The 24,313-nt window shown below is 70.4% G+C and carries 20 protein-coding genes and 1 tRNA gene; 14 read left to right on the top strand and 7 right to left on the bottom strand.

Annotated elements, in window-relative coordinates:
* Positions 1-6 precede the first annotated feature (6 nt).
* The 5 genes from ABIE44_RS03485 to ABIE44_RS03465 all read right to left on the bottom strand — a co-directional run bounded on the left by ABIE44_RS03485 (position 7) and on the right by ABIE44_RS03465 (position 6,555).
* Entirely contained in the window at positions 7-186 is a 180-nt protein-coding gene (locus ABIE44_RS03485; RefSeq protein WP_209722076.1) for a DUF6104 family protein, read from the bottom strand.
* A gap of 12 nt (positions 187-198) precedes the next feature.
* A complete protein-coding gene (locus ABIE44_RS03480; protein WP_502912752.1) occupies positions 199-3,912 on the bottom strand; it encodes a multifunctional oxoglutarate decarboxylase/oxoglutarate dehydrogenase thiamine pyrophosphate-binding subunit/dihydrolipoyllysine-residue succinyltransferase subunit in 3,714 nt (1,237 codons plus the stop codon).
* A 136-nt stretch (positions 3,913-4,048) separates the two neighbouring features.
* Positions 4,049-5,509, bottom strand: a complete 1,461-nt coding sequence (locus tag ABIE44_RS03475; protein WP_209722082.1) for an alpha/beta hydrolase family protein — start codon at positions 5,507-5,509, stop codon at positions 4,049-4,051.
* A gap of 38 nt (positions 5,510-5,547) precedes the next feature.
* Positions 5,548-5,757, bottom strand: coding sequence for a DUF4287 domain-containing protein (locus ABIE44_RS03470; RefSeq protein WP_209722085.1), 210 nt, complete (start codon positions 5,755-5,757; stop codon positions 5,548-5,550).
* 42 nt (positions 5,758-5,799) lie between these two features.
* Positions 5,800-6,555: an exonuclease/endonuclease/phosphatase family protein gene (locus tag ABIE44_RS03465; RefSeq protein WP_209722087.1), complete on the bottom strand. Its 756-nt coding sequence runs from the start codon at positions 6,553-6,555 to the stop codon at positions 5,800-5,802.
* Between the two features lie 68 nt (positions 6,556-6,623).
* Here ABIE44_RS03465 and ABIE44_RS03460 point away from each other — a divergent pair, with 68 nt between their 5' ends.
* From ABIE44_RS03460 to ABIE44_RS03445, 4 genes are all read left to right on the top strand, one after another.
* The gene (locus ABIE44_RS03460) at positions 6,624-7,550 is read left to right on the top strand and encodes a hypothetical protein (RefSeq protein ID WP_209722090.1); all 927 of its coding nucleotides are present in this window, start codon (positions 6,624-6,626) and stop codon (positions 7,548-7,550) included.
* A 321-nt stretch (positions 7,551-7,871) separates the two neighbouring features.
* Complete coding sequence (locus ABIE44_RS03455; protein WP_209722093.1) at positions 7,872-8,426, top strand: PadR family transcriptional regulator; 555 nt, start codon at positions 7,872-7,874, stop codon at positions 8,424-8,426.
* Positions 8,423-9,118 carry an ABC transporter ATP-binding protein gene (locus ABIE44_RS03450; protein ID WP_209722096.1) on the top strand — a complete coding sequence of 232 codons (696 nt, stop codon included), beginning with the start codon at positions 8,423-8,425 and terminating at the stop codon, positions 9,116-9,118. Before ABIE44_RS03455 ends, ABIE44_RS03450 begins: the two co-directional genes overlap by 4 nt.
* Complete coding sequence (locus ABIE44_RS03445) at positions 9,115-11,844, top strand: ABC transporter permease (protein ID WP_209722098.1); 2,730 nt, start codon at positions 9,115-9,117, stop codon at positions 11,842-11,844. The genes ABIE44_RS03450 and ABIE44_RS03445 overlap by 4 nt, the downstream gene beginning before the upstream one ends.
* Positions 11,845-11,847: 3 nt before the next feature.
* On the opposite strand, the gene ABIE44_RS03440 is transcribed toward ABIE44_RS03445, so the two are convergent.
* Both ABIE44_RS03440 and ABIE44_RS03435 read right to left on the bottom strand, forming a co-directional pair.
* Positions 11,848-12,768 (bottom strand): ATP-grasp fold amidoligase family protein, encoded by a 921-nt coding sequence (locus tag ABIE44_RS03440; RefSeq protein ID WP_209722100.1) that lies wholly within the window; start codon positions 12,766-12,768, stop codon positions 11,848-11,850.
* A 135-nt stretch (positions 12,769-12,903) separates the two neighbouring features.
* Positions 12,904-12,976, bottom strand: a tRNA-Arg gene (locus tag ABIE44_RS03435).
* Between the two features lie 91 nt (positions 12,977-13,067).
* On the opposite strand from ABIE44_RS03435, the gene argS reads away from it, so the two are divergent.
* From argS to prmC, 10 genes are all read left to right on the top strand, one after another.
* On the top strand, positions 13,068-14,747 hold the full coding sequence (argS, locus tag ABIE44_RS03430; protein WP_209722102.1) for an arginine--tRNA ligase: 1,680 nt from the start codon (positions 13,068-13,070) through the stop codon (positions 14,745-14,747).
* Positions 14,744-16,162 carry a diaminopimelate decarboxylase gene (lysA, locus tag ABIE44_RS03425; protein ID WP_502912700.1) on the top strand — a complete coding sequence of 473 codons (1,419 nt, stop codon included), beginning with the start codon at positions 14,744-14,746 and terminating at the stop codon, positions 16,160-16,162. The genes argS and lysA overlap by 4 nt, the downstream gene beginning before the upstream one ends.
* A 5-nt stretch (positions 16,163-16,167) precedes the next feature.
* A complete protein-coding gene (locus ABIE44_RS03420; RefSeq protein ID WP_209722106.1) occupies positions 16,168-17,487 on the top strand; it encodes a homoserine dehydrogenase in 1,320 nt (439 codons plus the stop codon).
* Positions 17,487-18,554, top strand: coding sequence for a threonine synthase (thrC, locus tag ABIE44_RS03415; RefSeq protein WP_209722108.1), 1,068 nt, complete (start codon positions 17,487-17,489; stop codon positions 18,552-18,554). Before ABIE44_RS03420 ends, thrC begins: the two co-directional genes overlap by 1 nt.
* A 3-nt stretch (positions 18,555-18,557) precedes the next feature.
* Positions 18,558-19,472: a homoserine kinase gene (gene thrB, locus ABIE44_RS03410; protein ID WP_354437811.1), complete on the top strand. Its 915-nt coding sequence runs from the start codon at positions 18,558-18,560 to the stop codon at positions 19,470-19,472.
* 199 nt (positions 19,473-19,671) lie between these two features.
* A complete protein-coding gene (rho, locus tag ABIE44_RS03405) occupies positions 19,672-21,447 on the top strand; it encodes a transcription termination factor Rho (RefSeq protein ID WP_209722148.1) in 1,776 nt (591 codons plus the stop codon).
* Between the two features lie 144 nt (positions 21,448-21,591).
* A complete protein-coding gene (locus tag ABIE44_RS03400) occupies positions 21,592-21,966 on the top strand; it encodes a response regulator transcription factor (RefSeq protein ID WP_209722151.1) in 375 nt (124 codons plus the stop codon).
* Between the two features lie 111 nt (positions 21,967-22,077).
* Positions 22,078-22,296, top strand: coding sequence for a 50S ribosomal protein L31 (gene rpmE / locus ABIE44_RS03395; RefSeq protein WP_209722156.1), 219 nt, complete (start codon positions 22,078-22,080; stop codon positions 22,294-22,296).
* 99 nt (positions 22,297-22,395) lie between these two features.
* A complete protein-coding gene (gene prfA, locus ABIE44_RS03390; RefSeq protein ID WP_209722159.1) occupies positions 22,396-23,469 on the top strand; it encodes a peptide chain release factor 1 in 1,074 nt (357 codons plus the stop codon).
* Positions 23,462-24,310: a peptide chain release factor N(5)-glutamine methyltransferase gene (prmC, locus tag ABIE44_RS03385; RefSeq protein WP_209722161.1), complete on the top strand. Its 849-nt coding sequence runs from the start codon at positions 23,462-23,464 to the stop codon at positions 24,308-24,310. Before prfA ends, prmC begins: the two co-directional genes overlap by 8 nt.
* Positions 24,311-24,313 lie beyond the last annotated feature (3 nt).

The following is a 24,313-nucleotide window of genomic DNA, read 5'->3' as shown; positions in this document are numbered from 1 at the left end:
CGGTTCCTACTCGTCGTCCGGGTCGTCGGCGCGGGCCAGCCAGGTCGCGAACCGCTCGATCGGGATCTCGTGGTCCGGGTAGATGTCGACGAAGGTGCGCAGCTGGTCGGCGAGCCAGGCCAGGGTGACGTCCTCGTCACCCCGGCGCTTCTCGAGCTCCTCGATGCCGCGGTCGGTGAAGTACATCTCGGCGGTCCGTCAGGAGAATGCCTGGTCCATGAGGACCTTGTTCTCCTCGACGTGGCGGGAGTGCTGACCCACCGACGGCGAGGACGACTGGGTCCGCGAGATGACCTGGACGTCCTGGTCGAGCTGGCCGAACAGGTTGAGCCGGAAGTGCGGGGCCGGGCCCATGTTGGCGGGCTCGTCCTGCACCCAGCGCACCGAGCGCAGGTTCGGGAACCTGCTGAGCTCGGCCTTGAGCTCTTCGACCGGCTCGGGGTAGAGCTGCTCGATCCGGACCACGGCTGTGGTCGGGTCGTCGCCCTGGCGCTTCCCACGCTCGACCATCAGGTCCCAGGTGATCCGGCCGCTGCACAGCAGCACGGTGGTGACCTTGTCCGGGTCGGCGGTGTTCTCGCCGATGACCGGGGCGAACGATCCGTTGGTGAACGCCTCGGGCTGCGAGGCGGCCTCCTTGCGCTTCAGCATGGACTTCGGGGTGAAGATGATCAGCGGCTTGTGGGCCTCGCCGAGGGCGTGCCGACGCAGCAGGTGGAAGTGGCTCGCCGGGGTGGACGGCTGGGCGACCACGAACGCGTCGTCGGCAGCCATCTGCAGGAACCGCTCGATGCGGGCCGAGGAGTGGTCGGGGCCCTGGCCCTCGTAACCGTGCGGCAGCAGCATCACGACGCCGGACTGCTGGCCCCACTTGGTCTGGCCTGCGGTGATGTACTCGTCGGTGACGATCTGCGCGCCGTTGACGAAGTCACCGAACTGGGCCTCCCAGAGCACCAGGGCGTCCGGACGGGCGACCGAGTAGCCGTACTCGAAGCCGAGCGCGGCGTACTCCGAGAGCAGTGAGTCGTAGACGAAGAACGACGCCTGGTCCTCGGACAGGTTCGACAGCGGGGTCCACTCGGCCGCGTTCTTGCGGTCGATGATCGTGGCGAACCGCTGCACGAAGGTGCCGCGGCGGGAGTCCTGACCGGCCAGGCGGACCGGGCGACCCTCCATGAGCAGCGAGCCGAACGCCAGGATCTCGCCGGTGCCCCAGTCGATGGGGCCCTCGTTGATCGCGGCAGCGCGGCGCTGGAGCTGAGGGAGCACCTTCGGGTGCACGGTGAAGCCCTCGGGCGGGCTGACGTAGGCGTCAGAGATCCGCTTCATCGTCTCCACGGAGATGGCGGTCGTCGCCTCACCGGTCGCGAGCTTGTCGGGGTAGTCCGGGACCGTGGTCCAGGAGTCGGGCTTCGTGTCGGCGTCGCGGACCTCGGTGAAGACGCGCTCGAGCTGCTGCTGGTAGTTCTGCAGCACTTGCTCGGCCTCCTCGACGGTGATGTCGCCACGGCCGATCAGGGACTCGGTGTAGAGCTTGCGAACCGAGCGCTTCTGCTCGATCAGGTCGTACATCAGCGGCTGCGTGTACGACGGGTCGTCACCCTCGTTGTGGCCGCGGCGGCGGTAGCAGACCAGGTCGATGACGACGTCCTTGTTGAACGCCTGGCGGTACTCGAAGGCGAGCCGGGCGACCCGGATGCAGGCCTCCGGGTCGTCGCCGTTCACGTGGAAGATCGGCGCCTGCACCATCCGGGCGACGTCGGTGCAGTACAGCGAGCTGCGCGACGCGGCGGGGGAGGTGGTGAAGCCGACCTGGTTGTTGACGACGACGTGGATCGTGCCGCCGGTGCGGTAGCCGCGCAGCTGCGACAGGTTGAGCGTCTCGGCGACGACTCCCTGCCCGGCGAACGCGGCGTCGCCGTGGATGAGCAGCGGCAGCACCGGGAACTCGATGCCTCGGTTCAGCACGTCCTGCTTGGCGCGGGCGATGCCCTCGAGGATCGGATCGACGGTCTCGAGGTGCGAGGGGTTCGCCGCGATCGAGACGGCGATCTTGGCCCCTGAGCCGGCGGTGAACTCGCCCTCGGCGCCGAGGTGGTACTTCACGTCACCGGAGCCCTGGACCGTGCGCGGGTCGATGTTGCCCTCGAACTCGCGGAAGATCTGGTTGTAGGACTTGCCGACGATGTTGGCCAGCATGTTCAGCCGGCCGCGGTGCGCCATGCCGATCGTGACCTCCTCGAGGTTCGCCTCCGCGGCGGCCTCGCAGATCTCGTCGATCACCGGGACGGTGGTCTCCCCGCCCTCCAGGCTGAACCGCTTCTGGCCGACGAACTTGGTCTGCAGGAAGGTCTCGAAGGCCTCGGCCTGGTTGAGCTTCAGCAGGATCCGCAGCTGCTCCTCGCGGGGCGGCTTCTGGTGCGGCTGCTCGACGCGCTCCTGGATCCAGCGACGCTGGTCGGGGTCCATGATGTGCATGTACTCGATGCCGACCGTGCGGCAGTAGGAGTCGCGCAGGATGCCCAGGACGGTGCGCAGCTTCATGAAGGACCGCGCCCCGCCGAACTCGCCGGTGGCGAACTCCCGGTCCAGGTCCCACAGCGTCAGGCCGTGGCTCTCGACCTCGAGGTCGGGGTGGCTGCGCTGCTTGTACTCCAGCGGGTCGGTGTCGGCCATCAGGTGACCGCGGACCCGGTAGGCGTGGATCAGCTCGAGGACGCGGGCCTGCTTGCTGACGTCCTCGTCGTGGTTGGTGGAGACGTCCTGGGCCCAGCGGATCGGCTCGTAGGGGATCCGCAGCGACCGGAAGATCTCGTCGTAGAAGCCGTCCTCGCCGAGCAGCAGCTGGTGCACCTGGCGGAGGAACTCGCCCGACTGCGCGCCCTGGATGACCCGGTGGTCGTACGTCGAGGTCATCGTCATGATGCGGCTGATCGCGTTGCGGGTGATGGTCTCCTCGGACGCGCCCTGCGCCTCCGGCGGGTAGTCCATCGACCCGACACCGATGATCGCGGCCTGGCCCTGCATGAGGCGGGGGACCGAGTTGTTGGTGCCCAGACCACCGACGTTGGTGAGGCTGACCGTCGTCCCGGAGTAGTCCTCCATCGTCAGCTTGTTGTCCTTGGCCTTGCGCACGATGTCCTCGTACGCCGTCCAGAACTGGGCGAAGTCCATCGTCTCGCAGCCCTTGATCGAGGGGGCGACGAGCTGGCGGGTGCCGTCGGACTTCTGCTGGTCGATGGCCAGGCCGAGGTTGATGTGGGCCGGGGTCACCATGGTCGGCTTGCCGTCGATCTCCGCGAAGGTGTTGTTCATCGCGGGCAGCGTCTTGATCGCCCGGATGATCGCGTAGCCGATCAGGTGGGTGAAGGACACCTTGCCGCCGCGGGCGCGCTTGAGGTGGTTGTTGATGACGATCCGGTTGTCCCAGAGGAGCTTGACCGGGATGTTGCGGACGCTGGTCGCCGTGGGGACAGCGAGCGAGATGTCCATGTTCTTCGCGGTGGCGGCGCCGATGCCGCGAAGGACGGTGTGGGTCGGCTCGTCGGTGGCCGCGGTGGCGGCCGGCTTGGCGGCCTCCTTGGGGACCGGCGGCGTCGTGGGTGCGGCAGCGGGAGCAGGGGAGGCGGCAGCCTTCGCCGGGGCGGCGGGGGCCGGGGCGGCAGCGGGGGTGGCAGCCTTCGCTGGGGCGGCAGCGGGGGCCGGGGCAGCAGCGGCGGGGGCGGGAGCTGCCGCGGGGGCGCCGTTGGCGGCCGGCGTACCGCCCTTGTAGCTGGCGAAGAAGTCCCACCACGCCGGGTCCACCAGGTTCGGGTCCTTCTGGTACTGCTCGTACATCTCGTCGACGAGCCATTCATTGGCTCCGAACGCTGCGAGGGGGTTGCCTTCAGTGGACTCTGGCACGGCCTTGATTCGCCTCTTCCGATGCGGTGCTTGGGGGTGGGCTGGTGGTGGGTCTGGCGCACACAAGGCTAGTCCGACTCGTGCGCCTACGCATGCCAGGAAATGAGAGTTTGGTCTCGGAATATCGAGCGGGCCGGGAGGCAGGTCAGGGAGTGCAGCCGCCGACACCCGCGATGTCCGGGTCGCGGACCTCGCCGCTCCCGGACTTCAGGTCGTACGCCGAGCAGTAGTAGAAGCTCAGTGCGGAGCCCCGGTCGAGGGTGACTGGTGCCCAGACCCCCTTGCCGCGGGGTTCGAGGTAGCTGAACGACGTGCCGAGCAGGGCCGCGGTGTTGTCGACGTGCTTGAGGTACCGGTCCAGCCACAGCTGGGTGTAGGTGCTCGTCAGGTCCTGGCCGTACCGGCTCGCCGGGAGCACGTAGGGGATGTCGGTGTACTCGAGGTGGGTCGAGGCCCGCGGGACGACCAGCATCGAGTCGACTCCGGCAGCTGCCCAGGAGTCGAAGCCGGTGGCCCGCTCGCGCATCGGGTTCGGCAGGCCCAGCGCGGGGATCACGCCCCCGCCGGCGGCGAAGGACGGCGCGACGGTGAACCCGTACTCCGACTGGACCGCGAGCGCCGGGACGACCGGGGTGTTCGCGCCACCCGCGCCGCCGAAGGGGCTCTCGGCCGATCCGGCGAGCTTGTCCAGCGCCACCACCGCCGCGACCCGGGAGTCGGTCGCCTGGACCTGGGAGACCGCGGCGGCGCCGAGCGAGTGCCCGATGATCGCGATCCGCTTCGTCCGGCCAGGGGTGGCCGGGTTCGGGTCGTCGCTGAGGTCGAGCTTCGCGGCGTACGGGTTGGCAGGGGAGGTGAAGAAGTCCAGCGCGTCGGTCGTGCCGGTGGTGAAGTTCGCGATCTGCTGGAACGGGACACCCGGGCAGCCGGACAGGTTGCCGTCGACGGGTGCTGCGAACGGGTTGCAGAACGGGTAGGCGGCGCCGGTGGTGTGCGGCAGCGTCTCGCTGGTGCCCTGGCCCTGGACGTCGTAGGTCAGCACGACGTACCCGCGCTCGGCGAGGTCCTGGGCCAGCCAGACGTACATGCCCTCGGAACCCTGGATCGAACCCGGGGTGATCACGACACCCGGGAACGGGCCGGTCAGCGGCGCCCCGGTGTACGGGTCCTTGGCGCCGGCCTTCGGGGCGTAGACGGTGCCGCGCAGCAACGCGCCGTACCGGTTGAGGAACGAGACCGGCTTGGAGGTGCCGCGGGTGCCGTTCCAGCCGCCGCGCAGCGGGTTGCCGACGTTCCAGCCCGGCACCAGCTGGCCGGCGGAGAGCACCGGGCGCAGCGGGTTGGCGGCCTGGGTCAGCAGCTGGGTCGCGGTGAGGAGGGTGGTCTCCTTGATCAGCGCAGGCAGGTAGTTCGGGTTGCTCAGCTGGCCGTGCGGCCCGGTCTGGCGTCCGTACGCGTCCAGGATGTTCTTCAGGTCGCGTGCCAGGTACTCCGGGCTGTTCGGTGCCGGGCCGTCGGCCCGGGCCGGACCGGTGACGGTGAGGGCGGTGAGGGTGGCCAGCGCGGTGAGCGCGGTGAGGACTCGAGGGGCCAGGGCGCGTCGCATGACCGTCCAACGAGTCACCGTTCCCCGGGGTACGGGGTTCAGGCGTGCTTGAGCGCGTGCGCGACCACGGCGGTCGCGTGACCGTGTCCGAGGCCGTGGTCGTTCTTCAGCCAGCCGACCAGCTCCCCGTGCCTGGTCAGCGGGCTGTTCCTGACCAGGGTCAGCCAGTGGTCGATCGGTTCGCCGTAGGTGCGCTCGATCGAGGGGAAGTAGGAAGCCGGGCCGTGGACCTTCTGCGTCGTCGTCATGCCCGTACGTCGAACAGGTCGGGCCCGGTTCGACATCAGGACTCAGGTTTCGCGGACCGTCATCAGGGCGCGGTGGTCCGACGGGGTCCGGAGCAGGACGACCTCGGTCGCCGGACCCGGCCCGAGCACGTCATCGATCTTGCGCTTGCCGCGGCCGATGGTCCCGGGCTGGTCCTCGCGGCCGTCCCAGGACGAGGTGAGCCCGGCCAGACGGAAACCGTCGAAGTTGCTGTCGCCGGTGGCGTAGACGTCGTGGCCGGCGTGCTGCAGCTCGGCGACGAGGGCCCCGAGCCGCGACACCTCCTGCAGGTGACGGGCGACCAGCGTCGGTTTGCCGGCGTCGTAGCTCTTTCCGCGCTGGGCGCCGGCCACCAGGTGGTAGCTGATCATCGCCGTCGTCCGCTCGGTCGCGCGGTCGCGGAAGATCCCGACGGCGGCGATCCGGGGCGGTTCGGCGTTGAAGGGGTGGTCGACGCGTTCGGACCGGCCCAAGCCGCTGAGGAGAAGCGAGCGTCCCTCAAGCAGGTCGAAGCGGTCGGAACGCGCCCCGACGACGCAGCCGGCGCCAAGGGTGGCGACCCAGTGGTAGCGCGGGGTCCGAGCGGGGAGCCGCAGCACGCCGAAGGACGGCACCAACGTCACGTCCCCCGTACGACGCAGCAGCCCGGCGCGCGAGACGTACCACTCCTGCAGGCCGACGAGGTCCGGCTCGGTGGCCAGCACCGTGGTGAGCGTCTCCTCGGCAGCGGACGCCGCGAGCTTGAAGAGAACGTTCGCGGAGGCGACACGGGTGGGCATGGGCACAAGTCTGCCCGGCGGTCTAACCTGAATCCGACCTGTCAGCCTCCCTCCCAGGAGATTCAGTCATGAACAGAGCTCGGGCTCTTCTCATCACGCTCACGGTCGCCGCGCTGGCGGCCGTCGTACCCGCGGCCTCGGCCGACCCCGGCTCGGGGCCGCCGACGATCACGATCAACAACCCTCAGGACGGTTCCGTTCTGTACGTCGACGGGCACGGCCCGCTCGACTTCAGCTGCGCACCCGGGGCGGCCCCGATCGCGTCCTGCAGCGCGGACCACGAGGAGATCGACTACTCCGAGGGCGAGCACGCGATCACCGTGACCGCCGAGGACACGGCCGGGGTGGTGGCGACCAAGACCGTGCACTACCGCGTGGCGAAGCACCCGCAGACGGTCGCCTTCACCACGGATCCGCCGGAGGGCGCGACCTGGGGGCGGTTCCCGTACTTCGCGGAAGCGACCGCGAGCTCGGGTCTGAAGGCGACGATCTCGGTAGACCCGGCGTCGACCGGATGTGCCGGCGAGGCCGCCGAGGCTGACCCGTTCGTGGCGATCTCGTTCCCGCACCCGGGCACCTGCATCATCCACGCGGACCAGGCCGGCACCGACACGGTCGCCCCGGCGCCCCGGGTCACCCAGACCTTCGAGGTCGGCAAGCTGAAGTCCTACGTCTCCACGACGAAGGCGTCAAAGGGGCTGCTCGGCCTCACCCCCACGACGTTCCGTGCCGAGGTCGACGCGGACACGTTCTTCGGTCCCGGCCAGGTCGTCTCCGGGTACCCCGGTGCGACGGTGACCTTCTCGGTCGGAGGCAAGAAGATGTGCTCGGCCAAGTCCGTGGTCGTCGGCACGGACGGCCCGTTCACGGTGACGGCCGTCGCGACCTGCAAGGCCACCATCGGGTTGGGGCACGCGCTCAGGAACTCGTACGTCGCCTCGTTCGCCGGCGACGACCTGTACCTGCCGAGCAGCGCCACCGGCAAGCTCCAGTAGTCGCCGAGCGGGCTGGGATGTCCCGCCGCCGTGCGCCGAGCGGGCTGGGATGTCCCGCCCGCGTGCGCCGAGCGGGCTCGGATGTCCCGCTGAGGCTGACCCCGTGTACATCTGCGCCCGGTCGGTGTGCCCAGGTGGGACATCTGCGCCCGGTCGGTGTGCCCAGGTGGGACATCTGCGCCCGGTCGGTGTGCCCAGGTGGGACATCTGCGCCCGGTCGGTGTGCCCAGGTGGGACATCTGCGCCCGGTCGGGGAAGGCTTGACGTGTCTGCATACTCGGTATATACATACCCAGTATCCATTGGTCAGGAGGCGCACGAATGTCGGTCAAGATGGGCCTGCTGGCGCTGTTGGCGCAGGGGCCCCAGTACGGCTACCAGCTGCGGGCGGCGTTCGAGGAGAGCACGGCGTCGACGTGGCCGTTGAACGTCGGGCAGGTCTACACGACGCTCACCCGCCTGGAGCGTGACGAGCTCGTCGAGCAGGCCGGCGTCGAGGACACCCGGGTGCTCTACCGCATCACCGATGCAGGTACCGCGGCGGTCGCGGACTGGTTTATGGCTCCGGTCGAGCGCAACGCCTCGGTCCGCGACGAGCTGGCGATCAAGCTCGTCCTCGCCGTCACCGTGCCCGGGGTCGACGTCGGCTCCGTGATCCAGCGCCAGCGCACCGCGACCATGGCCGCGCTCCAGGGCTACGTCCGGGAGAAGCGGGCCACCACCGATCTCGCTGCGGGCCTCGTGCTCGACGGCCTGGTCTTCGCCAGCGAGTCCGAGATCCGCTGGCTCGACCACTGCGAGGACCGGCTGCGCCAGGCAGCCGCTGCACCCCGAACCAACACCACCACCCCGCCCACCGAGGAGTCCGCCCGATGAACGCAGTGCTCACGCTCGAGAAAGTCACCCGGGTCCACGGCGAGGGGGCCGCCCGCGTGGTCGCCCTCGACAACGTCTCGCTCCAGGTCTCCGCCGGCGAGCTCGTCGCCGTCATGGGCCCGTCGGGTTCCGGGAAGTCGACCCTGCTCACGGCGGCCGGCGGACTGGACACCCCGACCAGCGGCACCGTCTCGGTCTCCGGCGTTGCTTTGTCGAGCCTGGACCACACCGGCCGCGCCCGGCTGCGCCGTACGGCGATCGGCTACGTCTTCCAGGACTTCAACCTGATCCCGGCGCTGACCGCCGCTGAGAACGTCTCGCTCCCGCTGGAGCTGGACGGGATGGGCGCCGGTCAGGCCCGGGCCGCAGCGCTGAAGTCGTTGGAGCAGGTCGGCATCGTCGAGGTCGCGGACCGTTTCCCCGACGAGATGTCCGGTGGTCAGCAGCAGCGCGTCGCGATCGCGCGTGCCGTCGTGGGCGATCGGACACTGATTCTCGCCGACGAGCCGACCGGGGCGCTGGACACCGGCACGGGGGAGGACATCCTCAAGCTGCTGCGGCTGCGCTGCGACGAGGGCGCCGCCGGGATCCTGGTGACCCACGAGCCCCGGCACGCTGCCTGGGCCGACCGGGTGGTGTTCCTCCGCGACGGCGCAGTGGTCGACGTGACCGAGACGGACCCGAGCCGATGAGCCCGGTGACCGGCTGGCGGATCCCGCTGCGGATCGCCCGACGGGAAGCGCTGCGGGCCAAGGGTCGTTCGATCCTGATGCTCGTGATGATCGCGCTCCCGGTGATGGGCGTGACCGCGGCGGACATCCTGATCCAGACCCAGGACGTGACCTCGGTGGAGTCGCTGGACCGGCGCTTGGGCACCGAGGCCGCCGCCCTGGTTTCCAACCCGGGGGGCGGCGGGACCCCCTGGGAGCAGGGGCTCGACCCCGAAGCCGGCGGCTACGGCGGCGGCGACAGCTCGCAGGCGAAGCCGGGGACGAAGGAACCTACCCTCGCGTCGGTGCTGGCCACGCTCGGCGGCGAGAGGAGCGGGATAGAGCTGGTCGACGGCTATCCGTCGGTGAAGACCGACAAGGGCGTCACCTCCGCGTCGGCCACGACGATCGACGTGTCAGACCCGCTGGCACGCGGTCTCTTCCGCCTCACCGACGGTCGCTGGCCGAAGGCCCGGGACGAGGTCGTCGTCAATCGAGCGCTCGCAGACCGGGGTCCGGGGCTCGGCGAGGACGTCGAGATCGGCAAGGGCGAGTTCGATGGCGGCGACGTCGACCCGGAGTTCGTGACGCGCAAGGTCGTGGGCATCGCCGAGTCCACCTCCTACCGCGACAACCCCCAGGTGGTCGGCCTGCCCGGGAGCATCCCGGCGTTGGAGGCGGACGACGCCAGCTGGCTGGTCGGCGGGGGGCCGGTCAGCTGGGAGGACGTCAAGAAGCTCAATGCCCTCGGTACGTTGGTCGTGAGCCGTTCTGTCATCGAGAACCCGAGCGCGTCGGCGCTCGCCGCGGACCAGATGTACAACCCGGACGAAGGTCTGAACGAGGAGACCGTCACGCTCGCCGTGCTCGTCGTGGTGATGGCGCTGATCGAGGTCGTCCTGCTGGCTGGTCCTGCCTTCGCCGTCGGGGCGCGACGGCAGGCCCGACCGCTGGCCCTGCTGGCTGCGTGCGGAGGCACGCCCGGTCAGGCGCGCAAGGTCGTCCTGGCGACGGGTCTCGTCATCGGAGCTGCCGGCGCCGTGGTCGGAACCGTGCTCGGTATCGCTGCGGCCGCGGGCTTCGAGCCCTTGTTCCAGCAGCACAACAGCACGCGTTTCGGTCCGTTCCAGGTGCCGTCGCTGCACCTGCTCGGCATCGCCGCCTTCGGGCTGGTCAGCGCACTGCTCGCCGCGGTGGTCCCGGCCTGGATCGCCTCCCGCCAGGACGTCGTGGCGGTTCTCAACGGCCGTCGCGGCGATCAGAAGCCGTCGACCCGGTCGCCGTACGTCGGTGTGGCGCTGCTCGTGCTCGGGATCGTCCTCGCGGCGCTGTCCACCGAGCAGGGGTCCTCGGGAGCCGCGATCGCGATCGGCCTCTCGGCGATCTTCTGCGTGCTCGGCATGGTGTTCGTCGTCCCGGTGGTCGTGATCGGGTTGGCCCGTCTCGGCCAGCGGCTCCCGCTTCCGCTGCGCTTCGCCGTCCGGGATGCCGCTCGTCACCGCACACGCACGACGCCGGCGGTCGCGGCCGTCGCCGCCACCGTGATGGGTGTCGTCGCCCTCGGCATCGGCGTCACCAGCGACGACAAGCGTCAGGACGCGCTCTACGTGCCGCAGCTGCCGGGGCACGCGGCGGCGATCTCCTCGGACGGCTATCCCGGAAAGGCACCCTGGGACGAGTACGCGGCCGTGGTCGAGCGCGAAGCACCGGGGGTCAGCACCGATCCGCTTCTCGGCGTTCCTGTCACCAGTGCCGACGGCAGCGGTCAGGAGCTGGACATCACCGGGTCGGGACCCGACGACTACCTGTACGGCAGCTACAGCAGCCCGTTCCCGACGCAGGTGCTCGTCTACGACGGCACGTTGCCGTCGGTGCTCACGGAGCTCGACGGGTTCGACGACGCGGTCGCGACCCGGATCCTGGACGCCGGCGGGGCGGTCGTCTTCCCCGACGCGCAGCCGAGACTCTCCCAGGTCACGCTCAAGGTGGTGTCCTACGACGGCGTCGAGGACGGTACCGCTGACGCCCCCCAGGACCTCGCCCCACCCGTGACCGTGTCGGCCCGGGCGATGGATCTGCGAGGTCGGGCTCCGGCCACGGCGATCATCTCCGCGGAGGTCGCCGAGAAGCTCGGTATCAAGCCGGCCACGGTCGCGCTGGTCACCACCGGCCCCCAGATCACCAGGGCGCAGGCCAAGGACATCGGTGAGGCCCTCAAGGCCCTCGAGCCCGGAGGGTCCCTGTACGTCGAGCGCGGCTACCAGCAGCCCTCCGACGTCTGGGTCATCCAGCTGGTGCTCGCCGGCCTCGGTGCGCTGCTCATGCTCGGCGGCACCCTGACCGCGACGTTCCTCGCGCTCTCGGATGCGCGGCCGGACCTGGCCACCCTCAGTGCCGTCGGAGCGGCACCGCGCACGCGGCGGTTCGTCGCGGCCAGCTACTCGCTGTCCATCGGTCTGGTCGGTGCGCTGCTCGGGGCCGTGGTCGGGTTCGTCCCGGGGATCGCCGCGACCTATGCGATCGCTGCGGACGGCACGTCGTGCACGTCGCAGTCGTGCGGGGGCACCGCGCAGGCGATCCGCGACCACTACCTGGACGTGCCCTGGCTGCTGGTCCTCGGCGTCGTCGTCGCGCTCCCGCTGCTGACCGCGGCCGTCGTGGGACTCTCTGCCCGGTCGCGGCTGCCGATGGTGTCGCGGTTGGCGTGAGCCTCAGGTCCGATCGGGCGCCCCGACCGGGTCGCGGCGCACGATGCTGCTCAGCGCGCGGCGCAACGGGCGGTCGATGGTCCAGGCGGCACCGAGCTCCTCGTCGGCGCCCGGTGGGTGGAACTTCGACATCCCCGACCACGAGTACAGCGTGATCTCGCCGATCCAGATCTGGTCGCCGTGGTCGAAGAAGTCGACCCGGGCGTGCTCGAGGTCGGCGGCGACCGCTTCTGCTGCCGCAACCATCCGGTCGAGCAGCGCCGGCCGCGGCCAGTCGCCCGGCAGCGGTTCCCGGCTGAACCACCAGCTGATCCGGTTCCAGTCGAGGTCGTGGAAAGCGGCGTTGCGGATCTGCCCGTTCTCGACCGTGACCGTGTTCACCACGTGCGCCTTGCCGCCGAACACGAACACCCGGCGCTCCAGCGGAGGCTCGTCGCCCCCGACACGGCTCTCTACGACCAGGCGCGGGCGCACCCGGGAGTAGCCCCACTCGCCTCCCTTGCGCCCGTGGTCGACCTTCAACCAGCGTCGCGCCGTACGCCGCAGGGCGCTCTCGTCGGGCTCGCCGGTCCCGTCGACGATCACGACCTGACCCGAGGCGTGCGTGCTCTTCAGCACGTACGGCGCCACCAGGTCCTCGAACGGGATCCGCCCCGGGCGTCGACCGACCCACTGCACCGGCACGAGCAGATCGTCGCCGACGCGGGCGCTGACGTGCTGGCGTACGGCGACCTTGTCGAGCAGGGCGGGGTAGCGCGGGTCGTGGTCGAACGCCTTGCGCCACTGGATCTTCTCGGTGTAGCGCCGCGGCCGGAAGATCCGCAGCCGCATCCCGTGCGCAGCGCGGTACTCGCGCCGGAGCCGACGCACCAGCCGTCGCCACGCGAGCAGGCGGGCCGGGAGGGGCCGGATGCGGGAGAGCACGGGGGAGAGCCTGCCAGACGTGCAGCGAGGCCCGCATGCGACGCAGCCTCGTGCTCGCCGGGGGCGGCGAAGTGCGCGCCGGTGAACCCCGGGGGAACGGCGAAGGGCCTGGTCGATGACCAGGCCCTCGTCGCGCGCCTTCGGCAGGAATCGAACCTGCGACACCCGGTACCGGAAACCGGTGCTCTATCCCCTGAGCTACGAAGGCCGGCTCCCCGGAACGAGCCGGGGAACGAGATCGAACTCTACCGGTCGATACTCGGGTGAAGGAAACCGGACGCCGCCGATACGCTGGGGCGGTGAATCCCGCCCAGCTCTCCGCCCTCGTCGTCGACGTCCTCACCGGGCTCGTCGACGCCGGCGACCTCGCCCTGCCCGACGGAGTACCGGCGGAGGTCACCATCGAGCGCCCGCGCGAGAAGAGCCACGGGGACTACGCGACCAACGTCGCGCTGCAGCTGGCGAAGAAGGCCGGGACCAACCCGCGCGCGCTCGGCGAGCTGCTCGCGGCCCGGCTGCGCGAGTCCGACGGCATCAGCGCCGTCGACGTCGCCGGTCCGGGGTTCCTCAACATCTCCGTCGAGGCAGGGGCCCAGGGCCAGGTCGCCGCCGACGTGGTGGCGGCAGGGTCGTCGTACGGGCACCTGGACGTGCTGGCGGGCCAGAAGATCAACATCGAGTTCATCTCGGCCAACCCGACCGGACCGCTGCACCTGGGCCACACCCGGTGGGCGGTGCTCGGCGACGCGATCGCGCGGGTGCTGGCCGCCGCGGGCGCCGAGGTGACCCGGGAGTTCTACATCAACGACCGCGGCGTGCAGATGAACCACTTCGCCGACTCGATCATCGCGGCTGCGCTCGGTGAGCCGACGCCCGAGGACGGCTATCAGGGCGCCTACATCGCCGACATCGCCAAGGAGGTCGAGGCGGCCCACCCGGGGATCTTCGACCTGCCCGCCGACGAGCGGCGGGCGGCCGTCCGAGCAGCCGGGTACGCCGTCCAGCTGAAGTCCCAGCAGGACGTGCTGAGGTCCTTCAACACCCACTTCGACGTCTGGTTCTCCGAGCTCTCCCTGCACGAGGAGGCCGCCGGCTCGGTCCCGGAGACCCTGCAGCGCCTCAAGGACCTCGGGCACGTCTTCGAGGACGGCGGCGCGCTGTGGATGCGGACCACCGACTTCGGCGACGACAAGGACCGGGTGCTGATCAAGTCCGACGGCGAGCTGACGTACTTCGCGTCGGACACCGCGTACTACCTGAACAAGCGGTCCCGCGGTTTCGACCACTGCATCTACCTGCTCGGCGCCGACCACCACGGGTACGTGGGTCGGCTGCGGGCGATGGCGGCGTGCGTCGGTGACGACCCGAGCAAGACGCTGAACGTGATGATCGGCCAGCTGGTCAAGATCCTGCAGGGCGGCGAGGAGCTCCGGCTCTCGAAGCGAGCCGGCAACATCGTCGCGCTCGACGAGCTCGCTGATGCGATCGGCGTCGACGCGCTGCGCTACTCGCTGGCGCGGTACCCGGCCGACTCGCCCCTGGTCCTCGACGTCGAGGAGATCACCAAGACGTCCAACGACAACCCGGTGTACTACGTCCAGTACGGGCACGCCCGGACCTGCCGGATGCTGGCCAACGCCGCCGACCTCGGCATGGTGCTGCCGGCGCCGGACGCCTTCGACCCGGCGCTGCTCGCGCACGACAAGGAGGGCGACCTGCTGCGGGCCTTGGCCGAGTACCCGCGGGTGGTCGCCAGCGCCGCCGATCTGCGCGAACCCCACCGGATCGCCCGGTACCTCGAGGACACGGTGGCCGTCTTCAACCGTTGGTACGACGACCGCGAGCTGCGGATGCTGCCGCAGGGCGACGAGCCGGTCGCCCCGGTCAACGAGGCTCGGATGATGCTCGTCGTCGCCACGCAGACCGTCCTGCGCAACGGGCTCGACCTCCTCGGCGTCAGCGCGCCGGAGCGTATGTGATGCGCGCTCACGAGGCCGGCTGGGCGCACGCCGTCCAGTCCGTCCGCGGTCCTGCCTGGCTGCGCGACCCTGCGGACGTCAACGCGCTGCTGCCGCAGCTGTGGTCGACGACGGCGCTCAAGGTCGACGGGGTCCTGGAGGTCGGGGGAGTCCGGCTGACCGACCTGGTCGCCGAGCACGGCTCGCCGGCGTACGTGCTGGACGAGGCGGACTTCCGCGGTCGAGCGCGGGCCTTCCGCGCCGCGTTCGCGGACTACGACGTCTACTACGCGGGCAAGGCGTTCCTGAGCACCACCATCGCCCGCTGGGTGATCGAGGAAGGGCTCCTCCTCGACATCTGCTCCGGGGGGGAGCTGGCCGTCGCCGAGCGCGCCGGCGTCCCGGCCGAGCGGATCGGCTTCCACGGCAACAACAAGTCCGAGGCGGAGCTGAGCCGGGCCGTCGAGCTCGGGGTCGGCCGGATCATCGTCGACTCGTTCCACGAGATCGAGCGGTTGACCCAGATCACCCGCGACCTCGGTCGCACCGCCAAGGTGCTGATCCGGGTGACCGCAGGCGTCGAGGCGCACACCCACGAGTACATCGCGACCGCGCACGAGGACCAGAAGTTCGGGTTCTCGATCAGCAGCGGCGACGCGCTCGCGGCAGCCGAGGCGATCGCAGGCGTCGAGTCCCTGGAGCTGCTCGGACTGCACAGCCACATCGGCTCGCAGATCTTCGACACCGCCGGCTTCGAGGTCGCCGCGCGCCGGGTGCTCGCCCTGCACGCGCAGATCTCCGAGGAGGTCGGGGTGGTGATGCCGGAGATGGACCTCGGCGGCGGCTTCGGCATCGCGTACACCACCCAGGACGACCCGTCGGACCCCTCGCAGCTGGCGATCGAGCTCACCAAGATCGTCACCGAGGAGGCCAAGGCGCGCGGCGTCGAGGTGCCCCGACTCTCCATCGAGCCCGGTCGCGCGATCGTCGGACCCGCGATGTGCACCGTGTACGCCGTCGGCACCGTCAAGGCGGTCGAGCTCGACGCCGGGGCCGTGCGCACCTACGTCAGCGTCGACGGCGGGATGAGCGACAACATCCGCACCGCCCTGTACGACGCCGACTACTCCGCGACCCTCGCCAGCCGGACCTCCGAGGCCCCGCCGCTGCTGTCCCGCGTGGTCGGCATGCACTGCGAAGCCGGCGACATCGTGGTCAAGGACGAGTTCCTTCCCGGCGACCTGGCGCCCGGTGACCTGATCGCCGTCCCGGGCACCGGCGCCTACTGCCGGTCGATGGCCAGCAACTACAACCACGCCCTGCGGCCCCCGGTGATCTCGGTCAAGGACGGCGCGACCTCGGTCGTGCTGCGCCGCGAGACCGTCGACGACCTGCTGAGACTCGACGTCGGCGCGGCCGACTCGATGGAAGACTGAGCCCGATGAGTACCCAGGAGTCTGACAAGTCGTCCATCCGCGTGGCCCTGCTGGGCTGCGGGGTCGTCGGCACCCAGGTGGCCCGGCTGATCCACGAGCAGGCCGACGACCTGACGGCCCGCGTCGGAGCCCCGGTCGAGCTGGTCGGCATCGCCGTACGACGCCTCGGGCTGGACCGGGACGCGGACCTGCCGGCCGACCTGTTCACCACCGACGCGGAGGCGCTGGTCACCCGGGACGACGTCGACGTCGTCGTCGAGGTCATCGGCGGGATCGAGCCGGCCCGCACGCTGATCCTGGCCGCGCTCGGCGCCGGGGCGTCGGTCGTCAGCGCGAACAAGGCCCTGCTCGCCGAGGACGGCGCGACGCTGTTCGCCGCCGCGGAGCGCGCCGACCGCGACCTCTACTACGAGGCCGCCGTCGCCGGCGCCATCCCGATCCTGCGGCCGCTGCGCGAGTCGCTCGCCGGTGACAAGGTCACCCGGGTGCTCGGCATCGTCAACGGCACCACCAACTTCATCCTGGACAAGATGGACTCCACCGGCGCCGGTTTCACCGAGGCGCTCGAGGAGGCCCAGGCCCTCGGGTACGCCGAAGCCGACCCGACCGCAGACGTGGAGGGCTTCGACGCCGCCGCCAAGGCCGCGATCCTCGCGAGCCTGGCTTTCCACACCCGGGTCACCGCCGGTGACGTGTACCGCGAGGGCATCGCCGAGGTCACGGCCAGCGACGTCGCCTCGGCCCGCGAGATGGGTTCGGTCGTCAAGCTGCTCGCGATCTGCGACCTCTCCGACGGCCCGGCCGGCCCGGCGGTCTCGGTCCGGGTGCACCCCGCGATGATTCCCCGGTCGCACCCGCTCGCCAGCGTGCGCGGCGCCTACAACGCCGTCTTCGTCGAGAGCGAGGCGGCCGGCGAGCTGATGTTCTACGGCCCCGGTGCCGGGGGTTCGCCGACGGCGAGCGCCGTCCTCGGTGACCTCGTCACGGTGGCCCGCAACCGGCTCGCCGACGTCCGCGGCGCCGGGGAGTCGGCGTACGCCGACCTGCCGGTGCTGCCGATGGGCAGCACCGAGACCCGGTACCACGTGCAGATCGACGTCGACGACAAGGCGGGTGTGCTCGCCGCGGTCGCGCAGGCGTTCGCCGAGCACGACGTCTCGATCTCGACGGTCCGTCAGGAGGGTCGGGGCGACGACGCGCAGCTCGTGGTGGTCTCGCACGCGGCCAGCGACGCCGACCTCGCCGCGACCGTGGAAGCGATCCGCCGGATGGCGTTCGTCCGTGACGTGTCCAGCGTGATGCGCGTAGAAGGAGCGAGTGAGTAGTGAGCACCCACCAGTGGCTCGGCGTGATCGAGGAGTACCGGGACCGCCTCGACATCCCCGACGGCACCCCCACGATCACCCTGCGTGAGGGCGGCACCCCGATGGTGCACTCCGACTGGCTCTCCGGCGTGACCGGAGCCGAGGTCTGGCTCAAGGTCGAGGGCAACAACCCGACCGGCTCCTTCAAGGACCGCGGCATGACCGTGGCACTCTCCGTGGCGGTCGGCCAGGGGGCGAAGGCCGTCGTCTGCGCCTCCACCGGCAACACCTCGGCCTCGATGGCCGCGTACGCCGCCAAGGCCGGCGTCAAGGCCCTCGTCCTGGTGCCGCAGGGCAAGATCTCGGCCGGCAAGCTCGCCCAGGCGGTCGTGCACGGCGGCCAGGTGATCATGGTCCGCGGCAACTTCGACGACTGCCTGACCATCTCCCGCAAGCTCGCCGAGAACTACCCGGTCGCGCTGGTGAACTCGGTCAACCCGATGCGCCTCGAGGGCCAGAAGACCGGCTCCTTCGAGATCGTCGACTTCCTGGGCGACGCCCCTGACGTGCACGTTCTCCCGACCGGGAACGCCGGCAACATCTCGGCGTACTGGAAGGGCTACCAGGAGTACGTCGACTCCGGGGACGCCACCCGGACCCCGGTCATGCGCGGCTGGCAGGCGGCCGGGGCCGCGCCGCTGGTCCTCGGCCACCCCGTCGAGGATCCCGAGACGCTCGCCTCGGCGATCCGGATCGGCAACCCCGCCTCGTGGGACCTGGCGATGGCGGCCGCCAACGACTCGGGCGGCGCCTTCCGCAAGGTCACCGACGAGCAGATCCTCGCCGCGCAGCGCGAGCTGGCCAGCCGCGACGGCGTGTTCGTGGAACCGGCCTCGGCGGCCGGTGTCGCGGGCATCCTGCTCGAGCACTCCGAGGGCGCCGACCTGAGCGGCAAGAAGGTCGTCGTCACGGTGACCGGACACGGACTCAAGGACATCGACACCGCGCTGTCGACCTTCACCGACCTGGTCGACACCGTCGTGGACGCCGACGTGGTCTCCGCGGCACGTGCCGCCGGCCTCGAGTAGACCGTGAGCCAGCACGCCCCCGGACTCGTGAGCGGCCCGGTCACCGTCCAGGTCCCCGCGACCAGTGCCAACCTCGGGCCCGGCTTCGACACGCTGGGTCTGGCCCTCGGCCTTCACGACCGGCTCACCGCCGAGGTGGTCCCGGACGGACTGGAGATCGACATCGTGGGGGAGGGCGCCGGTCATCTGCCGCGCACCGAACGCCACCTGGTCGTCCGCTCGATGCGGGCTGCCTTCGAGGTCCTCGGGGCGGCGCCGACCGGTCTGCGGCTGAGGTTCGAGAACAGCATCCCGCAGAGTCGTGGTCTGGGTTCCAGCTCGGCCGCGATCGTCGGCGGGCTCGCCCTCGCCCGTGCGCTGGTGGTCGGCGGTGAGCGCTTCGACGACCACTCGCTGCTCTTCCTGGCCAACAAGATCGAGGGTCATCCCGACAACGTCGCGCCGGCGGTCGTCGGAGGGTTGGTCGTGGCGGGTCAGACCACCGACGAGGTGTGGGCACTGTCCGCCCCGATCGCGGCGTCCATCTCTGCGGTCGCGTTCGTCCCGCCGAACGGGGTCTCGACCGAGGCCGCCCGCGGCCTGCTCCCGGCTGACGTGCCGCACGCGGTGGCTGCGGCGAACACCGGACGCGCCGCCCTGCTGGTCGCCGCCCTGGCCGGCGCGCCCGACCAGCTGCTGCGCGGGACCGAGGACTTCCTGCACCAGGAGTTCCGCGCGTCCGCGATGCCCGAGTCCTACGCCCTGGTGAAGTCGTTGCGCGGTCTCGGCAAGGCCGCCTTCATCTCCGGTGCTGGCCCGACCGTCCTGGTCCTCGGCACGGCCGAGAGCCTGAACGGCCTGCTCGAGCTGACTCCTGAGGGGTGGGCTGGTCACGAGCTCGATGTCGATCCCCGAGGTGTCCGGGTTGTTCAACCCTGACCAGATCGCGGTGCTAAGGTCGGACCGCATCCATCCTGATCGCTGGTCCGACTCTGAGATCACAGCGAGGACGTGAAGCACTTCTCCTGATCAGCCCCTGGTCCTCCGGTGTCCGTCACCGGCGGTCGAGCTCTGATCGGGCAACCACGGCGCCGTCAGGACAGTCCTCGTCGGCCCAGTACCTGGGGAAGGACCCCGCATGACCGAATCCACCGAGACCACTCCCGCAGCCAAGGGCGGCCTGTCCGCGATGTTGCTGCCCGAGCTCAAGAAGGTGGCCGGAGGCCTGGGCATCAAGGCCACCGGGATGAAGAAGGCCGAGCTCGTCGCCGCGATCAAGGCTGCCCAGAGTGGTGGCCAGAGTGGCGGCCAGAACGGCGCCCAGAGCCGCGGCCAGAACGGCTCCGCGAAGCAGGGCGCCAAGCAGGCCGCGCAGCAGGACGCGCCCGAGCGCGCCGCGGAGAAGGCCGCGGAGAAGGCCGAGAGGTCCGAGAAGGCAGACAAGCCCGAGGGCAACGACAAGCCCCAGAAGGACCAGAAGACCGACGGCGGCGAGAAGGTCGACGGTGGCGACGGCAACCGCGGCAACCAGAACAACCGCCAGCAGGGCAACCAGCAGGGCAACCAGAACGCGCAGAACAACCAACAGAACCCGCAGGCCGCAGCAGGCGAGGAGGAGGGCGGAAGCCGCCGCAACCGCCGTCGTCGTGGTCGCGATCGCGCCAACGCCGCCGGTGCGGGCAACCCGCAGCAGGGCGCCGGTGGTCAGGGCGGCGGCAACGAGCGTCGCGGCAACCGCAACGAGCCCGACCTGCAGATCCTCGAGGACGACGTGCTCGCGCCCTGCGCCGGCATCCTGGACGTCCTCGACAGCTACGCGTTCGTCCGGACCAGCGGCTACATGCCCGGCACCGAGGACGTCTACGTCTCGCTCTCCACGGTCCGCAAGTACGGCCTGCGCCGCGGCGACGCCATCGTCGGCCAGGTGCGTCAGCCCCGCGAGGGCGACCGCAAGGAGAAGTTCAACCCGCTGGTCAAGATCGACAGCGTCAACGGCGGCGACCCGGAGGCGGCCAAGACCCGCGTCGAGTTCAGCAAGCTCACCCCGCTCTACCCCTCCGAGCGCCTGCGCATGGAGACCACGGCGACCAACCTGATCGGTCGGGTCATCGACATCGCCGCACCGATCGGCAAGGGCCAGCGCGGCCTCATCGTCTCGCCCGCCAAGGCCGGCAAGACCATGATCCTGCAGTCGATCGCGAACTCGATCACCACGAACAACCCCGAGTGCCACCTCATGGTCGTCCTGGTCGACGAGCGCCCCGAGGAGGTCACCGACTTCCAGCGGTCGGTCAACGGCGAAGTCATCTCCTCGACGTTCGACCGCCCGGCCAGCGACCACACGATGGTCGCCGAGCTGGCGATCGAGCGGGCCAAGCGACTCGTCGAGCTCGGCCACGACGTCGTCGTGCTGCTCGACGGCATCACCCGCCTCGGCCGCGCGTACAACCTCTCCGCCCCGGCGAGCGGCCGGATCCTGTCCGGCGGCGTCGACTCGGCGGCCCTGTACCCGCCCAAGAAGTTCTTCGGTGCCGCCCGCAACATCGAGGACGGCGGCTCGCTGACCATCCTCGCGACGGCGCTCATCGAGAGCGGTTCGAAGATGGACGAGGTGATCTTCGAGGAGTTCAAGGGCACCGGCAACATGGAGCTGCGGCTGCGGCGCGACTTCGCCGACAAGCGGATCTTCCCCGCGATCGACGCCGTCCAGTCCGGCACCCGTCGCGAGGAGCTGCTGATGAGCGAGGAGGAGCTCGCCATCGTGTGGAAGCTGCGTCGGGTGCTGTCGGGGCTCGAGGGTCAGCAGGCTCTCGAGCTGCTCCTGGAGCGCCTGAAGAAGTCGCAGACCAACCTGGAGTTCCTGATGGCGGTGCAGAGGAGCACCCCGTCGGCCAACGGAACTCTGGACGGCTGATCAGGCCCGGAAACGCGGACACCTCAGGCCGGACGCAGTCTGGCCGATTGCCCCAGATGGCGGACCGCATGTAGTTATGCTGACCCGGCACCGTGCGTTGGGGTTCACAGGTGCTGCACAACTTGATGTTCCGAGGGGGACTAAATGGCGCGCATCGTGATCGCTGACGACGACGCTGACATCCGCGAGCTGGTCGTCTTCAAGCTGCGTCACGCCGGCCACGACGTCCTGCCCGTCGCAGACGGTGCCGCTGCTGTCGAGGCGTGCCTCGGCAACAAGCCGGACCTGGTCATCCTCGACGTCATGATGCCCGGGATGAGTGGCCTCGAAGCCGCCCGCGTGCTCCGTGGCGACGACGCCATGACCGGCGTCCCGATCATCATGCTGACCGCGCGTGCCCAGGAGTCCGACATCGAGCAGGGTTTCGAGGCGGGAGCCGACGACTACGTCGTCAAGCCGTTCAGCCCCCGCGAGCTGGCGCAGCGCGTTGCCGCCGTCCTCGGCGAGGACGCTTCCTAGCGGAGGAATGCGGATTCGCTTCCCTGCGTTACAGGTGGCAGAATCTCTGAGGCTCCGGTTCACGTCTGCACCCGCAGGCGACCCGGCGGCCGTTGACCCGGAAGAGGAAACATGAAGAAGGACATCCACCCCGAGTACGTCGTCACCGAGGTGACCTGTACCTGTGGAAACCAGTTCACCACCCGTAGCACCTCGACGAGCGGCACGCTGCGCTCCGAGGTCTGCTCCAACTGCCACCCGTTCTACACCGGCAAGCAGAAGATCCTCGACACCGGTGGCCGCGTCGCCCGGTTCGAGGCGCGCTACGCCAAGAAGGACGCTTCCAAGTAGTTCCGTCGAACGCCGGTCCCTCCAGGTTCGCCTGGGGAGGCCGGCGTTTCTCGTTCCCACGGAGCGCGTTGTCCCACCACCCCGATCCAGGAGCCGCAGATGTTCGAAGCCGTCGAGGCGCTGATCGCCGAGCACGCCGACATCGAGCACGACCTGGCGGACCCCGAGGTGCACGCTGACCAGGCCCGGGCTCGCAAGCTCAACCAGCGGTACGCCGAGCTCTCCGCGATCGTGCGCACCTACCGCGAGTGGCTCCAGCTCGGGGAGGACGCCGACGCCGCCCGCGAGCTGGCTTCCGATGACGAGGCGTTCGCTGCCGAAGCCGTCGACCTGGACGCGCGCCGCGTCGTGACCGGGGAGCGGTTGCGCCACCTGCTCGTGCCGCGCGACGCCTCGGACAGCAAGGACGCCCTGCTCGAGCTGAAGTCGGGCGAGGGTGGTGAGGAGTCGGCACTGTTCGCCGGCGACCTGCTCCGGATGTACACCCGGTACGCCGAGACCCGCGGCTGGAGCACCGAGGTGGTCGACGCCAACGAGTCCGACCTCGGCGGCTACAAGTCCGTCACCGTCGCGGTGAAGGCGAAGGGCACCCCGGCTCCGGGCGAGGCACCGTACGCGCTGCTGAAGTTCGAGGGCGGCGTGCACCGGGTCCAGCGGGTCCCGGTCACCGAGAGCCAGGGTCGGGTGCACACCTCGGCTGCTGGCGTCCTGGTGATGCCGGAGGCCGAGCAGGTCGACGTCACCATCAACGAGAACGACCTGCGCATCGACGTCTACCGGTCCTCGGGGCCCGGAGGGCAGTCGGTCAACACCACCGACTCGGCGGTCCGGATCACGCACGTGCCCACCGGCATCGTGGCGTCGTGCCAGAACGAGAAGTCCCAGCTGCAGAACAAGGAGTCGGCGATGCGGATCCTGCGCGCCCGGCTGCTGGCTGCCGCCGAGGAAGCGGCGAACGCCGAGGCGTCGGACGCGCGCAAGTCCCAGGTGCGCACCGTCGACCGCTCCGAGCGCATCCGGACCTACAACTACCCGGAGAACCGGATCTCCGACCACCGCACCGGCTACAAGGCGTACAACCTGGACCAGGTCCTCGACGGAGCCCTCGAGCCGGTGATCGAGTCCTGCGTCGCTGCCGACATGGCCGCCCGCCTGGAAGCTCTCGGTGACTGAGGTCCGGGTCGCCCTCGCCGCGGCCGCCACCACGCTGGAGGCGGCCGGCGTCGACAGCCCGGTCAACGACGCCGAGTGGTTGCTCGCGCACGTGCTCGGCACCGGCCGGGGCAGCCTGGCGCTCGCGCCGGCACTGACGCCCGACCAGGAGCAGGCGTACGACGCCCTGGTGCAGCGCCGCGCTACCCGCGAACCGCTGCAGCACCTCACCGGCACGGCCGGCTTCCGGTACGTCGAGCTGGCGGTCGGCCCCGGGGTGTTCACGCCCCGCCCGGAGACCGAGCTGCTCGCCGGGTGGGCGATCGAGGCGGCCCGCGCGGTGACCGGCCGCGCGCCGGTGGTCGTCGACCTGTGCACAGGCTCCGGCGCGATAGCGCGCAGCATCGTCGACGAAGTTCCCCAGGCCCAGGTGCACGCCGTCGAGCTCGATCCGTCGGCTCACCGCTGGGCCCAGCAGAACCTGGACGGCACGGGCGTGGACCTGTGCCAGGGCGACATGGCGCAGGCCTTCCCCGAGCTCGACGGCACCGTGGACGTCGTGGTGTGCAACCCGCCGTACATCCCGCTGGAGGCCTGGGAGAGCGTGGCGCCGGAGGCCCGCGACCACGACCCGCACCTGGCGCTGTTCTCCGGCGACGACGGCCTGGTGGCGATGCGCGTGCTCGAGCAGGTCGCCACGCGGCTGCTCCGCAGCGGTGGCGTCGTGGGGGCCGAGCACGCCGACCTGCAGGGGGAGTCCGCGCCCGGCGTCTTCGCCGCGACCGGGCGGTGGGCCGACGTACGGGACCACCGCGATCTGGCAGGTCGTCCGCGCTACCTGACGGCCAGGCTGGCACGATAGGCC

The sequence above is a fragment of the Marmoricola sp. OAE513 genome, from assembly GCF_040546585.1.
Classification (GTDB): domain Bacteria; phylum Actinomycetota; class Actinomycetes; order Propionibacteriales; family Nocardioidaceae; genus Marmoricola.
This window is presented reverse-complemented; position numbering and strand designations above follow the sequence as displayed.